This is a genomic window from Acetobacter sp. DmW_125128, from assembly GCF_008704325.1.
Taxonomy (GTDB): Bacteria; Pseudomonadota; Alphaproteobacteria; order Acetobacterales; family Acetobacteraceae; genus Acetobacter; species Acetobacter oryzifermentans.
The window spans coordinates 1-13,471 of the sequence record NZ_VHOP01000047.1; the positions used below are offsets into that span (position 1 = coordinate 1).

Consider the following 13,471-nt stretch of genomic DNA (forward strand, 5'->3'; position numbering starts at 1 on the left):
GGGAAAATCCCGCAGACCCGTCAAATTCTCATTTTACTGTTATATTTCAACAGGTTAGTGGTGCGAACTGCGGGACTCGAACCCGCTTTCTTTGGTCGCAACCAATAAGACAACCAATTGAGATAGCAAAGATAATTTCAGACGAAATCATCCTTCGTATTAGTGACTGCAATTCTACTTTTGGAGCAAACCCGTGGGGCAGTCAAGGTAGTTAACGAAGGACTATAGATATTTTTAAACGTAAAGCACTACTTGACGTATTTCATGTAAAGTCATACATTACACACATGGAGATAGACAGTATCGCTCATAAAGGGCTCCGGCGTTTCTTTGAAACTGGGAATGCAAAAGGACTGGTCGGAGACATCAGTCGTTTGCGAAAAATGCTGGCCTTTATTGATGCTGCCGGGTCTTTGGAAGAGTTGTCTGTCCCACCCAATTATGGGCTGCATCCGCTAACTGGCGACCGGGCAGGAACATGGTCAATGACCGTTACGAAAAACTGGCGTCTGACATTCAGAGTGAGCGAAACAGGTGCTCTTCTGGATATGACATTGGAGGATTATCATGGCTCTTAAAATGCACCCCTCTCTGGCGGTTCATGTAGGGGACTGGATAAAAACAGAACTACTGGAACCCTATAACATCCGTGTGAATGCTGTCGCCGAGCATTTTGGGGTTTCTCGCCAGTCCATCAGTGCGTTACTGAATGGCCGGGCACGCTTATCAGCAGACATGGCTATCCGCTTTGAGAAAGCTTTTGGTATTAGTGCCGAGACGTTGATGCGGATGCAGAGCACGTTTGATTTGGCACAAGCGCGTGTCCATGCAGGCGATCTTGAGGTGAGTGGTTTCTTTGGTCAGGCTCAGCAACCTGTCAGATATCGAGTTTCTCAATAGCTTATTTTTAAAGGGAGCCAGCCGCAGGCAAGGGGGAATGCTTCCCCCGTTGACCCTCTTGTTGAGTTAATTTTCCAGGATATCCAGAGCTGGCAAGGTTTTTACGATTTTCATGGTTTCAAGGCTGATAGTCAGCACCCGAAGGAACAGTTCCAGCGGGTAACGTGGGTTATTCATGGTCTCGATAGCCCAGTCATTGGCATCGTTGACAATTCCACTGGCCTTGTCGGTTTTGACACATTGGCGTTCGACAACCCAATCCAGCGCGGGTTTGCCATTTACGACATAATCATAGGCCTCCAGCGGGATGCCTGTGACGGTGATACGGTCATTGTAATGCAGGACGCTTTTGTCCTTGCCCTTACCGTATTTCATTTTTTCTACTCGGAAAGTTTCTGGTGTGAGAGGGCCTTTGCCATAATCAACCTTTGCACCATCGTAGATGGGCTGATTGTCAAAATTGACATGCATTTCTCCAAGTCTGCGACCTGCATCGCTGAATGCTTTGAAAGCCTCATATGTTTTTACACGTGGAATGCGAGGTAATTCTTTGCGTAGGGTGTCAGCATAGCGTTCCCGATATTCCTTAAAGTGCAGGATACCGTAGACGTAGTAGAACAGGTCTCTCTTGCTGATGGTCTGTCCCGGATAAGCATCTTGAAAGTGCTTCAGTCCTTCATCCGTAATGGCTTCGCGGCGCACAAGGCGTGGCTGGGTGGGGTGCCGGCTTCTGTTTTCGGTACCCAGCCGGTTTCGGTATGGGGGCGTATAAGGAAGCAGGGGATGCCGTCAATGCTCTGCAGGTCTTCTGTCCGTTTTCAAAATTCCAGCCTGTCCACGGATTGCGTGTGACCTGTTCGCGCTGGTGTAGCTGGTTCCACAGGGCAGAGAGATGCATCATGTGGTTTTTTCCCGCTCAGGGTGGGCAGACCTTCCTCTCTGGCTCTCTGAGCCTCTTCTTCAAGGGTAAGGCTGCTTTTACGTTTACCCAGTGATGCCGGAAGAGCAAACAGCAGGTCACGGAACGCCCCAGCCTTCGCGCCACCAACAATGGACGCAGGCGCATTTCCGAAAGCTTTTAGAAATAGTTCTACGGTCCGTTGTGTGGCTTTCTTAGTGTCGATACTGGCATGGGAATTATCCATCACAAAGCGTTTCAGCGCACCCGACAGCATAAGGGGCCCTGACGGGGTTGGGTGCTTTTTTCACGGTTCGGGGTTTAGCGCCAATGCTGAAACTGTACGAACCCCATTTCATCAGCAGATGAAGGGAGGTCCTGGCCCCGCAATAGCGGAGAAGGCTCCGGAATTGTGTTCGTAGGCTGTGTTATTTTGGGGGCTGGTGACGTGGTTTGTGCGACCGCGAACGCGGGCATGCCTCCAAGCAAGACAAAGAGAGGCAGGATAAGTTTTGCTGTGCGGACGGGTCTGCCATGGCTGGCAGAGCAGTAGGGATAAGGCATAAGTGGTTCTCCTTTAGGGAGGAGTATTCCCTCTCATCATGCGACCAGATTCACTTTTTTAGACGAATCTGGTGAGACGAAGTTTTTCGTCCCATCTTGTGAGGCAAAGATAGGGGCTTACGGGAATAAGGAGACGAAACTGTTATGCAACATGGCGTCAATCCGAGTTGTGATGCGGTAAGCACCAGAGAAGATACTGGAATACAGGGTGAGCACCTGAAGCTGGAGGAGACATCCACCAGTGTCGTGACATTCCGCACTCCAAGTTCACCAGAGGTCAGAGCGCGTTATAGGCAAATTGCCCAGGATGGAGAAGGCAGCGTACCGCATCCCCGATTTCGGGACGGGTGGCGTTTGCGTGTAGATATCTTGGGTGAAGACGGCAGCATAGTCGATGGCAGTGTCTTTTTCAGACTGTTCCGTGGATCTGAACAGATCGTCAGACCCTATTTATTAGGCCTGATGACGTGGGACGAAGACATGCGCCTGGGAGCATTGATTACCGCCAGTTTTCTGGGCGCCCTGGGATATGCTCAGGGAAAGATCACCCCGACAGGCAAACCCAAGGAAATCACAAAAAGCGGCATTCTCCCACAGCTTATTACATTGATATCGAACACGCCATACGGGCCGCGTCCGTCTGAGGCTCCTTATATGATGGAACTCATTCATGAAATTGCCGCCGTGCTCATGCAGGAAGTGAAGCGGCGGGTTGGAGAAATTGCTCCGCCGCCCCCGAAGGTGAAATTCTGTCTATGAAGGAAATTTTTGTGAAATTAACGTATAGCCTGCCACTGGCAGCCTTTGCTGGTTTGATGGCATTGTCACAACCGGCTTCAGCGCAAAACATGATCAGCAGCGGGACGAGCCAGTTCGCACCCAAAACCACGCCACATGCTGTTCCCACTCTCTTTGCAGAACACCCGGCCTCTTTGGAGCAGTTGCTGAATTCTGGATACGAAATCCGCTCCAGCGCCAGTAGTGAAACGGGTTCATCCATGATTTTGTTTCGGCCGGCTCAGCCAGGTCAGAAGGCATCATGGGTCAGGTGTGAATTGATTGGCGACAGGAACGGCAACGTCGTGTTGCGTTCGAGTCATAATGTCACATCAGACTGTCGCGATTTGAACTGAGAAGACCAAGCGTCTTGCGGTATTCAAACTCTCGTTTTTAGTCAACCACACAGGTCTATTATGCCATCCAAGAAAACATCTCGCACCAAAAAACCAGTCGTGTCCAAAGCTCCAGAAGATCCAGCTCGGCATCGTTATACAGAAGATGAAATGGATGCGCTTATTGATAAAGCGTGGCCAGAAGAAAAAGTTGAAGCGTATTTCCGAGCCGAGCGTGAGGATGCCCCTATTCCTGTTGTGCATGATTTTGCCGTCATGAGGCCCCAGACAGCACGGCTGGCGAAGGCTCTGGCCGACATGTTTCCTGGCCAGTTTAAGGGCGTGGAAATCGGCGCGTGGCCCCCGATCAATGCAGAAGATGGCATGATAGACGTGATCTATCTCGGAGAGAGCTGGATTGTACAGCTTGGATATGACGGGTACGAGCCCTCAAGACTTGGTTTTGTCAATGCGACATGTGACGGGCTGGACTACATGGAAGCGCTCGAAATTGATTGTGGTAGCTACCAGACAGATGGCTTTGATTCCTATGAGGCAGCGTTTCCGTTGACCGATGAAGACCGGGAGGAATTCATTGATTACATGAAACGCAATTTTAACCGCCCGGCTGAAAAAGTCATTCTTGTTCGGGAAGATGATCGCGAAGCAAATCAGGCAAATGGGGATAAAGTCGTTCCTTTCCGCAAGCCCTCATGATGTTTTGCTGCTTCAGTTAGGCGATCCCAGGCATGCTGGAGCAGCTCTGAAACAGAGTTGTTCCGTAGGCTTTCCAGTTCCTTCGCAAACGTTTCACTTGTATCCACCACTGAGGAAAGCTCTGGGGCAACTTCTGCAGTCCCTGTCATGACGATTCTACTAAGTGTCTGAATCCGAGCATCTATGTGACGGACGATCATATAGACGGCGTCACAATGGCCGGCATTTTGCCGAACAGGACTGTAGATTTTCTCAGACCATCCACCCGGCAGAGTTTGCCGCCAGTAATCGTTGCGAACATCCCCACTCAATCGGCCTCGTAAGTGCTTGGTTTCAATGACGAGTATGCCAAAAGCCGTCAGCGCGACATGATCAATCTGCGTTGGGTTTCCTGATCGGGTTGGCAACACAATATCATGGAGACTGGGCAGACCATATTCAGTAAGAATGTTCCTGACGTCCGTCTCACCTTTGCGCCCCTGAATGTCAGATTTGAAAGCTTTCAAGAACGAGTTTTCTCGTGCAGACCTCATGGGAGCTCCGTATCGCCGCCGCATTAGATGTCCCCCATTTTCTGGGATACCCGCAACACTTTCTTGCGGCGCCTGGCTTCACGCTGGCGTGCACAAACCAACTCGCGGTTTCGAGCATAGTATCGTTGATGCTTTGACATGTTATCGCCAGAGGTGCGCGGATAATGAGTTGTTTTGTGCGGTGAACCGTTTGGTGCAATGATAATGCTTTCAGTTTCGACAGGGGACGTCTTGACCGAATGGTTCGACAGTTTGCTCTCAACAGACTGGGGACTGGATTTTCGCGACATTACAAACTCCTCACTGATCGGGAACCAGTTTGGAGTGTGCTGATGCGACGAAAAATACTCATTTCTTCAGGAAAGAGACTTTTATAATGCCTTGAGCGCACAGAACAACACGCTCGCCGCAATGGTGCGGCCTGACGGCCCGCGCCCTTAATGGCGCGCCATTGCCCCGACCGGTTGTCTGTGCCCCACGAAATTGGGACCAAAATCACAGGATCCCAATGATGAGTATATCCACAATATCAGTCCAGACACTCACTGGCCCAGCCCCGCTCCTTAACAGGCTCGTGAAAGAGCTTGTTGAGGGATACTGTCACTCCGAAGACATCATGTTTCTGGATGACAATACGGTACAAGTCACACTGTATAACGGCTCTGGTTCGACCCTTCTCCATCATGCAGACGCTCTTTCTGTAGAATATCCAGCACTGGATATCCGAGCCGTGGAATGGGTTGATTGTTTCGAGGACGTCAGTCTTGCTTATTGGAAAAGCGGACGTAAAATCTATCAGTGTGATATGTGCGAAATCGTATCGTGTGAGAATCCTGAAGGCTACAGCGGGCCGTTAGCCGATAAAAGGATCAGGTTCTGGCAAGCCGTGCCCGATTTAAAGATGGCGATACAGCATATCCTGCCTGATTACGATCTGATGGCTCTCTCAGGGCTTGTCACGTTGGCTGGCGGCTGGCTTGCCCTGCACAATGCTGACAGCAAAGTTCTCTTACGGCTCCCTTCGCAACCCGACCTGAACGATGGATGCCTTGTGCAGATTTCATCCGAAATAGGGCGCGTTGCTATCGTACAGGGCATTGATCGCTACGGATGTTGCGCTTCTGAACAGTCAGTTGCCTATGCGGATGTAACAGCTCGTTGGCCCGAGTTGCGACCGCTTCTGCGCTCGTATTGGCGCTCAGGAAAAAAGCAGCGCAGACGCAATAGAAGGTGGTGCCAACTTCAAAAGAAAATGGCTTCAAAGCCCATGAGGATGAGGTTATCGCTTAGGCAGAAAGAGGGGCAGGATATTCCTTTCTAAGACAGGAGCGCTCTGACCGAAACGGTCTCTCGCATCAAGCGGTGGCTCCTCGTCCGTCTGGCTGCGCCAGACGGCCTGCGGTGCCGGCGCTGTGCGCCGCGCATGACCCGACAGCCCGCTCCGGTCGGACCTGAAGGAGTTCATAACTCTTAAGAAAGCGACATCTCATGTCCTATCGTATTGTTTATGACCTCGCAGCCACGAGGTTTTCTGCGGACACTCTAAACGCAGCCTTCCCAGATCATGGGTTTTCGAGTGACCAGTATCTTTTCTTCGAATTAGGTGGCGACAACAACCTCTATGAATCCTATGCGTCCCGCCAGCGCACCCTCCAAAGGCGTGTCAGAAGCTGGTCACTGATTGCAATGGGATCAGAGTGGGAAGTGATGCGTCAGCTCGTCACTTTTGCTGCGTCATGTGAAGGGGGCGGCATGCGGTTCAGTGGGGCATCTGAAACGGCCGCCGAGACATACATACGCAAATGTAGGGCGATAGTCTCTGAGGCAGTAACGCCTGATACCCTCTTGCAAAAAATGGGCTGTGGGGTGTCTTTGCAGATTGCAACACTCGGTGACGAGTGTCCTGAGTGGAGAAAGAGGAAAATTGAGACGCTGACAGCGCTCCTTGGGCAGCCTGGAGGAACAGATACTCACGACTGGTTTGTCCGGCCCCTGCATGAAATGAAGGATGCAGCGGCTTTATTTGCCTTTGGCTACATGGACGGTCGGCCAATTTATAACATGGCGAGCGTCTCAGTCATCCACCACTCCAAACTACCTCTGATGAAAGACTTGGCGATGCGGAAACCTTACGCATTCTAGCGTCAGAGTTATCCCACCTGCATAGTCTGTCTTGCAGGTGGGAGGAGAGCGTTTCACCGTATCTTCGCGGCTTTCATCATGTAACCCCAGGCGAACATACCAGTCACTGTGGTAGGAATCATCATCCATTGGGCGATGGTCGTGTGACCAGAACAGGCAAGGCCAATGGCGGTGCAGCCAATCGCTATTTCTGCAAACCCGTAAGTTACGCCTTGGGTTATGGTGCGTGTGTTATCGTTGGGATCCATCATCAAGTGTTCTCCTTGTTAGGGCACATTGCTGAACAGTGAGTCTGAGCCACCACACAATGCCGCCAGAAAGGCTGGTACTGTAAGTAAACAGAATGCGAGTATACACTGTCTGCGTTCGCTAAACCAAAGTCTCGTCACAATAAAAACCACAACAGAGTAAAGCAACAGAATTAAAACTGCGTTGAGACTAACACTATCGCTATCCATGTCTCGTTTCCCATTTGTGTATCGATGCTTCAGGTGTCATCCATCGTCATGCGACCGAAAACGAGAAAGGGACTTTATTATTGAATGGTCAGACTTATTTCGTTTTGCGCCCACGTGCTTTACGATTTGACGCGATATTAGATTCACCTGATGAGAGTGTGGCATTGGTGTCATCGCCGCGTCGCCCAAGTGAGTTGCGCTTGGCAATGGCGGCCCGCTGTGCGGAGTAGTTTGGTGCCACCATAGGATATTCCGGGGGCAATCCCCAGCGTGTGCGGTAATCCTCAGGGGTCAGGTTGAAATGTCTCTGAATGTAGGATTTCAGCATCTTGGTTTTCTTACCGTCCTCAAGACAGACGATATAATCTGGGAAAACCGAGCGTTTGATGGGTACCGCCGGTGTGTGTTCTTGAGACACGCTTTTTTCGGGAACGGGTGGTTCAGGTATCACGTCAGAAACTGGACCAACTGCGGGTGTTACGGCTTTCTCAGGGGCTTTAGGAGCAGGGTGGGAGGGTGAGAGTGTATCGAGTGTCGCATAGACAGATCTGATCAGATCTGGGAGGGCTTCGGTGCTGACCGTGTTGTGGCTTACATAGGCTGATATGATTGTAACGGTCTGTTCCACCTTTTGTGTGTCAGGTTCGTAAACGGATGTGGACTCTGCCATTGTGCCTGTCTTTCTGTTGTCTGAATGTCGTCTCAATACTAAATCTCTGACCTGTAACGGAAAAACCCATTTAACATGCCGTAAATCATAGGCAAGGTATTGTTGCTATCGTATAGAGGGGACTTAGTCCGCCAACGATCCTTGGGGTTGATCGTTGCACTGCGCACAGGCTACGCCCCGTAGAACATGTGTTTTGTTCTGACGCTCAATCCAGCCACTCTCCCAGCCACAGCGGGCGCATGAAAACAAGGCAACGCATGTATTGCCCGGTTCGTAAATACAGCCGTGATCTCCAACATCAATCATGTGTGCCAGATAGCGCCGTGGTGCGCGTGGCTTGCGATATCCAAACAGATCCGGCTGGCGGGGTTTGTATTTCGTCGTGGTGCGTGGAGAAACCATGAGCCGCTCACTGGCTATCTTCGGGCGGGGTGTTCTTCGTGAGAGACGGCTCACTTCTTTGGTCTGACAGGACACAGAAGGAGGTCATGCCCGCTTTCGATCTTATGAGATCAAAATGGTCGGATTGCTCTCGCGCCAAGAGAGAGAAGGGATTTTCGCCAGATGTGAGCTCAATAATACAGGGTCTGGCCCAGGGGCTTTTGGGGAGTTCCTCAGATGTCATCGTGTTGTCCTTCCACATAATAAAATTCCGTTCTGCGTTTCTGTTAGGCCATGATGCGACCGAATAGAAAAAACAGACCTTCATCAAAATTATGTAGAGAGTTCATATCCGGTTGGGTTTTTCCAGTTGCAAGTTTCTTGTTCCCGAAAGCGCTTGGGTCATACGGGCCGGCCTCCATACCGGCACACAGTATGACTCCGACGAAGAAACCCAGCGCTTAGATTTCTTCGATCATTGAAGCGATAAGATCCAGAAGCCAGACCCCAAATCCGGCCATCAGCGCCACGTCGAGAGCGCTGAGCGCCTCTTTCTCATGGCCCAGAAGATAGAGGCCGAGCGAGAGAACAGTGCACAGCGCCGTAACAGGAACAGCTAGGAAAAGAGCATAGCGGGTTGAGCGGCGACGCCACAGCATCATCGTCGCCAGTCCTGCCGAAGCAATATCGAAAAACGCAAAGGGAGTGCCAAGCAACTTGGCGTTGTTTCGCTCACGAATGGCCGCGATGACCCACTGGAGACCAAACAGAAAAAGAAAATAAGGCCAGAATGTCGGAATGGTCAGCATCTGTATCTTGTCCTTTTTACAAAGCAGACGCCTCGGATGAGGGCGTTTCTTCTGCGGAAGAAGGGCAGAGTGACGCGGAATGATGCGACCGAATTGATAAAAACAGCCCTTCTTTAAAATTATGAAGAGAGTCCAGATCAGGTTGGGCTTGGGCAGACGCAGTTTTCTTGTTTCCGTTTGCCCCGTTCTTGCGTGTTCTACCTCAATACGGATCCGGGACGCCCCTGTCGGGGTGCGTTCGCTCAGCATCTCTAGGCGGTCGAGCCGCCAAGAGATGTCGAGCCCCCTCAACGGGGTCTCGCCACTTTCGTGCTAATGCTCACCGTCGTTCTTTTCTATACTTGGATTTACTTGTTTATGTGAAAGTAAATAAAGGGCATGCGGAAAAGAAAGCGGAAGTTAATGAACAAGTAAACAAAAATAATTCATTTATTTTTTTGTTTTTATTGCATTTTATTCTTGCAATGGTGGGGCGGTTTGTACTATCTTTTACTTGTGAGAGGGAAATAACTCCCAATCATAAAGCGCCCCGAGCCAGTGATGCGAACACTGAAACGGGGCTAACGCCAGACAGGAGATTGGTCATGTCAAACGCTGCTACTGCTATCGCTCAAGCCCACACCGAAGCGCAAGAGAAGAAAGCCAACAAGGCCAATAAAAACGCACCACGCGCCTCCTTTCAGGAAGCCGTTGACCGCAAGGCCGCTGCCCCTATCGCTACCCTTGAAGCCGTCAAGGCACTCATTCCCACCGATGCACAGGCCGCAGCCATTGCCCGCGCCTTCGCCATTGATGAAGTGGACACAGATGAAGTGTTCGGAGCCGGTTACAATTCCGTGATGGAAGAAATCAAGATCATGGAACCCATTCTTGCAACCACCGTAAACGGTGAAAAGAATTACCGCGCTCTTGAAATGCACATGCAGCGCATCGTGGGCGCGCGTGTGGCCTCTGCTTTCGGGCAGGCCCAGTTCTATGAAACCAAGCGACAGGCCGCCCGTGAACTGTCCTCTGGCTTTACAAACGACAACCGCGACGAAGATCGTATGGGGGTGGATGGGCAGGCCAACCGCGCCGCCTTCGCCCGCGAATTTGCCGCACAACTCGGCATGAAAGCCTATGGCCTGTCAGCCCTTGCAGAAGGTGCCGCCAAGGCTTACGCCGAATACTTTGGTTCTGAATGGAAGCCCTACAGCCGCAATTCCGCCCGCTCTCTTGATCGTCAGATCGCCGATGCACAGGCAGACGCTCTGGGCTTCTGATACAGCGGCCGGGCGGCTTCGCCGCCCGGTTCTTTTCCTTCACATCGGATGAGTATTGGATGAACACGAACCAGATTACAGACCGGGAGCGCCGCTTTCTCAGGGCTATTCTGCCCCCAAAGCAGACCCGGAAATCTCAGGAGGATCGGCTTAAGGCAGTAGCGTCAGCCTTGCAGACTATGGCGCTAAGTGTGGTTGGGGTTGGTATCATAACCCCGTTTTTTACCTCACAAATGGGGGTAAATTGGCGTATGATGATGGTTGCCGCTGGCGTGGCTTCTTCAGTGGAAGTAATTTCCTTGCTAACTCTGGCCTATATCCAATATCCTCCAGAAAAGGAGAACAACGACCATGAGTAACTTTACAATCAACATGATTGGCATTGTCGTGCCGTTCTGCATCTTCACGTTGGCTTTTGGCTTCGCTCTCGGTCCAATCCTGCGCCGTCTTAACAAATTGCGCGACAGGCTCGACGCTCAGGCGTCCCATCATTCCTGACAACCAGGCGGCCTCAGTGCCGCCTTTCTCTTGCGCCTCGTACCCGCGCGGGGAAAAGGCGGCCAGCAGAGCTGGCCAACTATGAACGGCCGGGGCTGCGCCCCGGCAGCTCTTGGACTGTTCTCACGCTCTGACGCTTCAGGTTCCCCGTTAGCTCCGATTGCATCTGCTCATGAAGGGGATCACTGCACCCTTTTCCCTCTTCATATGAGGCTGGGTGCGGGGGAGGGCGTTCTGGATCCTCTCACTCTTTTGGCTGTAAGCCTGAATCGTTCTGGTCTCGACCGGCATGGCCTTGGATTGCCTGTCGGGTTGCTTCTTTTCTTTCTGACCGTTTCAGCTTTTCCGGGTGGTCCTCTGCAGTGTCCGGGGCGCCCCTCTCGGGGTGCGTTCGCCCAGCATCTCTAAGCGGCATAGCCGCTAAGAGATGTCGAGCCCCCTAAACGGGGTCTCGCCACTTTCGTGCTAATGCTCACCGCCATTCTTTCCTATACTTGTCATTTACTTATGTATTAGTAAGTAAATGAAGGGCGTTCGGAAAAGAAGGGTTTGTGTAGTTGGGATTTCCTTGAAAAAACTTATATTTTCCTGCGTTTTCCTGTCGTTTTTTCTTGCATTATTTCAGTATCCGTACTATCTTTTACTTGTGGTCGGAAGAAGAAACACCGCCAACGGCCAGTAAAGCCGGTTTCATCAGAAGTATAGCAGGGTAGGAGAAGTGTTGTGGCAGGTTCCGTTAATAAAGTTATTCTTGTCGGCAACCTCGGCAAAGACCCGGAAGTGCGTCACTCCCAGTCCGGGCAGAAGATTGTTTCTTTCACACTGGCCACGTCCGATACCTGGAACGACCGCCAGTCTGGCGAACGGCGTGAACGCACTGAATGGCATCGCATCGTTATTTTCAATGAACGTCTGGCAGATGTGGCGGAACGCTTCCTGCGCAAGGGCCGCAAGGTCTATCTCGAAGGCTCACTCCAGACCCGGAAATGGCAGGGGCAGGACGGCAAGGACAACTACACAACCGAAGTTGTGGTTCCTCGGTTTGGCGGAGAGCTGACCATTCTCGATACGCGACACACTGAGGAGGGTGAACAGAGTGGCGGATACAGCAACGCCCCACGGAACTCTGGCACCCGCAATAACGGCGGTCAGGCGGGGGCGTGGGATGCGCCGCAGTCAAACGATGATCTCGATGACGAGATACCGTTCTGAGTGCCTTTTTTTTCCTCTAAGGCCGGGGAGGTGCCCCGGCCAGTTCAGCCGGAGTATTCCTCATGTGTGATGTCGCAGAACTGTATGAAACAGCCAATTCTGCAGCCAGCAAGGGCTGTGGCTGCTCTTATGAACTCTATGTTCAGAAACTGACAAGAGAGATTGATCAGACTGTCTCTCGGCTCGCCCCCGATCAGGCCGCAGCCCTGCAGGACTATGCCAGACAGAAAGGGGACTATGCCCCGGATGCCGATGGCTTCCACCTTGCGGGCTTCTGCTGCCACGGCATTGAATACGGATGCTGCCCGGCAGGATGCGATGATGTGGAGGAAGACGACTGGGACAGTGAAGACGAAGAGGCTGCCAGAATAGCCCTCAATCAGGAGATCATGGCAGAAATCGAAGAGGAAGCAGAGCAGGCAAGGATGGCCGCAGTCGCTTCCCGTGATGCCCAGGTGCTTGACCGGATCAGCTCAATCCGCAGGAGATTGGCAGCATGAGACAGCTTGTTCAGGAGCTGGGGCGCACGGCATTTCATATCGTGAAGGGGATGCCCTCACCTTCCTTTGTCAGGCTCAACACACTCAGGCGGTTTGAAAGGCTGCTGCTGGCCATTCAGGAAGACCGAGTGGCCTCTTCGTTGCTCCGGTCCAAGGTGCCAGAGCCGGAGCCAAGCCCACATGATGTCGCCCGCGGGCTGGCCGACCTTGTCCCGTTACGGTTTCAGCTGCGCGAGGATGAATCCTTCAGGCCTTTCTCAAGAGGGAGTGCGCTGGCTTTTATCGCCTCACGCCGAGACGAAGCCCGTCTGGAAGGGTTGCAGGGGGTGGCTATGCCGCTGTCCATAGCGGGCGTCGATTATATGGTGCACTACATGCGGGGACAGGATGGTGTGACTGTCGGGCACCTTTAATGGGCAATTAAAAAGCCTTGAAGTCATCATGTTTGGCATATACAATTAGGGATATACATAAAGGAGGCTCTGATGCCAGTTCCTGAAGTGACTCCCCGACCGCGCGAAGTGAAACTCTTTCGGAACAATCGCAGTCAGGCTGTGCGTATTCCAGTCGAATTTGAAATGCCAGGAGATCGCGTGCTGATACGCCGTGACGGTGACAAGCTCGTTCTGGAGCCTGTGAAAACCCCTTCCACTCTGAAGGAGCTTCTCATGGCATGGCGCGAAGAACCGCAGCTGGCCCCAGAAGACGATTTTCCCGATATTCAGGATTTAGGCTCAGGACCTATTAATTTATTGAACTGAGCGAGCGGTTGTGATTCAGAGGCTTACCGATGGAGGGTGGGCCTGTGAGTGATG

The 13,471-nt window shown here is 51.9% G+C and carries 21 protein-coding genes; 14 read left to right on the plus strand and 7 right to left on the minus strand.

Annotation, left to right across the window (positions count from 1 at the left end; all coding sequences use genetic code 11):
* Nucleotides 1–287 precede the first annotated feature (287 nt).
* Together FKW19_RS12750 and FKW19_RS12755 are read left to right on the plus strand one after the other, a co-directional pair.
* Nucleotides 288–578: a type II toxin-antitoxin system RelE/ParE family toxin gene (locus FKW19_RS12750; RefSeq protein ID WP_116100417.1), complete on the plus strand. Its 291-nt coding sequence runs from the start codon at nucleotides 288–290 to the stop codon at nucleotides 576–578.
* Nucleotides 568–900, plus strand: coding sequence for a HigA family addiction module antitoxin (locus FKW19_RS12755; RefSeq protein ID WP_162870762.1), 333 nt, complete (start codon nucleotides 568–570; stop codon nucleotides 898–900). The genes FKW19_RS12750 and FKW19_RS12755 overlap by 11 nt, the downstream gene beginning before the upstream one ends.
* Nucleotides 901–966: 66 nt before the next feature.
* Here FKW19_RS12755 and FKW19_RS12760 read toward each other — a convergent pair whose 3' ends face one another.
* Nucleotides 967–1,602: a type ISP restriction/modification enzyme gene (locus FKW19_RS12760; RefSeq protein WP_238331367.1), complete on the minus strand. Its 636-nt coding sequence runs from the start codon at nucleotides 1,600–1,602 to the stop codon at nucleotides 967–969.
* A gap of 116 nt (nucleotides 1,603–1,718) precedes the next feature.
* Nucleotides 1,719–2,075, minus strand: a complete 357-nt coding sequence (locus FKW19_RS12765) for a hypothetical protein (protein ID WP_238331368.1) — start codon at nucleotides 2,073–2,075, stop codon at nucleotides 1,719–1,721.
* A gap of 431 nt (nucleotides 2,076–2,506) precedes the next feature.
* Between FKW19_RS12765 and FKW19_RS12770 the strand changes: the two genes are divergently transcribed.
* The 3 genes from FKW19_RS12770 to FKW19_RS12780 are packed head-to-tail and all read left to right on the plus strand — an operon-like array spanning nucleotide 2,507 to nucleotide 4,191.
* Nucleotides 2,507–3,121 carry a hypothetical protein gene (locus tag FKW19_RS12770; protein ID WP_116100418.1) on the plus strand — a complete coding sequence of 205 codons (615 nt, stop codon included), beginning with the start codon at nucleotides 2,507–2,509 and terminating at the stop codon, nucleotides 3,119–3,121.
* A complete protein-coding gene (locus FKW19_RS12775; protein ID WP_116100419.1) occupies nucleotides 3,118–3,495 on the plus strand; it encodes an ABC transporter substrate-binding protein in 378 nt (125 codons plus the stop codon). The genes FKW19_RS12770 and FKW19_RS12775 overlap by 4 nt, the downstream gene beginning before the upstream one ends.
* 60 nt (nucleotides 3,496–3,555) lie before the next feature.
* Complete coding sequence (locus FKW19_RS12780) at nucleotides 3,556–4,191, plus strand: hypothetical protein (protein WP_116100420.1); 636 nt, start codon at nucleotides 3,556–3,558, stop codon at nucleotides 4,189–4,191.
* Here FKW19_RS12780 and FKW19_RS12785 read toward each other — a convergent pair.
* Entirely contained in the window at nucleotides 4,146–4,724 is a 579-nt protein-coding gene (locus FKW19_RS12785) for a nuclease-related domain-containing protein (RefSeq protein ID WP_162870763.1), read from the minus strand. The genes FKW19_RS12780 and FKW19_RS12785 overlap by 46 nt on opposite strands.
* Before the next feature lie 574 nt (nucleotides 4,725–5,298).
* On the opposite strand from FKW19_RS12785, the gene FKW19_RS12795 reads away from it, so the two are divergent.
* Together FKW19_RS12795 and FKW19_RS12800 are read left to right on the plus strand one after the other, a co-directional pair.
* Nucleotides 5,299–6,045, plus strand: a complete 747-nt coding sequence (locus tag FKW19_RS12795; RefSeq protein WP_150150652.1) for a hypothetical protein — start codon at nucleotides 5,299–5,301, stop codon at nucleotides 6,043–6,045.
* A 167-nt stretch (nucleotides 6,046–6,212) separates the two neighbouring features.
* Nucleotides 6,213–6,866 carry a hypothetical protein gene (locus FKW19_RS12800; RefSeq protein WP_116100423.1) on the plus strand — a complete coding sequence of 218 codons (654 nt, stop codon included), beginning with the start codon at nucleotides 6,213–6,215 and terminating at the stop codon, nucleotides 6,864–6,866.
* Nucleotides 6,867–6,919: 53 nt separating this feature from the next.
* Here the strand turns inward: FKW19_RS12800 and FKW19_RS12805 are convergent, their stop codons facing one another.
* From FKW19_RS12805 to FKW19_RS15820, 4 genes are all read right to left on the minus strand, one after another.
* Entirely contained in the window at nucleotides 6,920–7,117 is a 198-nt protein-coding gene (locus FKW19_RS12805; protein ID WP_058988169.1) for a hypothetical protein, read from the minus strand.
* A gap of 301 nt (nucleotides 7,118–7,418) precedes the next feature.
* Nucleotides 7,419–7,994, minus strand: a complete 576-nt coding sequence (locus FKW19_RS12810) for a MucR family transcriptional regulator (protein ID WP_116100424.1) — start codon at nucleotides 7,992–7,994, stop codon at nucleotides 7,419–7,421.
* Nucleotides 7,995–8,117: 123 nt separating this feature from the next.
* Complete coding sequence (locus FKW19_RS12815) at nucleotides 8,118–8,396, minus strand: hypothetical protein (protein ID WP_116100425.1); 279 nt, start codon at nucleotides 8,394–8,396, stop codon at nucleotides 8,118–8,120.
* A gap of 440 nt (nucleotides 8,397–8,836) precedes the next feature.
* The gene (locus tag FKW19_RS15820) at nucleotides 8,837–9,433 is read right to left on the minus strand and encodes a hypothetical protein (RefSeq protein ID WP_238331369.1); all 597 of its coding nucleotides are present in this window, start codon (nucleotides 9,431–9,433) and stop codon (nucleotides 8,837–8,839) included.
* A 335-nt stretch (nucleotides 9,434–9,768) separates the two neighbouring features.
* Here FKW19_RS15820 and FKW19_RS12825 point away from each other — a divergent pair, with 335 nt between their 5' ends.
* The 7 genes from FKW19_RS12825 to FKW19_RS12850 all read left to right on the plus strand — a co-directional run bounded on the left by FKW19_RS12825 (nucleotide 9,769) and on the right by FKW19_RS12850 (nucleotide 13,417).
* The gene (locus FKW19_RS12825) at nucleotides 9,769–10,446 is read left to right on the plus strand and encodes a hypothetical protein (protein ID WP_116100427.1); all 678 of its coding nucleotides are present in this window, start codon (nucleotides 9,769–9,771) and stop codon (nucleotides 10,444–10,446) included.
* Between the two features lie 59 nt (nucleotides 10,447–10,505).
* A complete protein-coding gene (locus tag FKW19_RS12830) occupies nucleotides 10,506–10,805 on the plus strand; it encodes a hypothetical protein (RefSeq protein ID WP_086651094.1) in 300 nt (99 codons plus the stop codon).
* A complete protein-coding gene (locus tag FKW19_RS15465) occupies nucleotides 10,798–10,944 on the plus strand; it encodes a hypothetical protein (RefSeq protein ID WP_162870764.1) in 147 nt (48 codons plus the stop codon). The genes FKW19_RS12830 and FKW19_RS15465 overlap by 8 nt, the downstream gene beginning before the upstream one ends.
* A gap of 723 nt (nucleotides 10,945–11,667) precedes the next feature.
* Nucleotides 11,668–12,156 carry a single-stranded DNA-binding protein gene (gene ssb / locus FKW19_RS12835; protein ID WP_116100429.1) on the plus strand — a complete coding sequence of 163 codons (489 nt, stop codon included), beginning with the start codon at nucleotides 11,668–11,670 and terminating at the stop codon, nucleotides 12,154–12,156.
* Between the two features lie 62 nt (nucleotides 12,157–12,218).
* Entirely contained in the window at nucleotides 12,219–12,656 is a 438-nt protein-coding gene (locus tag FKW19_RS12840; RefSeq protein WP_116100430.1) for a plasmid protein, read from the plus strand.
* Nucleotides 12,653–13,069 (plus strand): hypothetical protein, encoded by a 417-nt coding sequence (locus tag FKW19_RS12845; RefSeq protein WP_116100431.1) that lies wholly within the window; start codon nucleotides 12,653–12,655, stop codon nucleotides 13,067–13,069. Before FKW19_RS12840 ends, FKW19_RS12845 begins: the two co-directional genes overlap by 4 nt.
* Nucleotides 13,070–13,141: 72 nt before the next feature.
* Entirely contained in the window at nucleotides 13,142–13,417 is a 276-nt protein-coding gene (locus FKW19_RS12850) for an antitoxin (protein WP_193561127.1), read from the plus strand.
* Nucleotides 13,418–13,471: the final 54 nt, after the last annotated feature.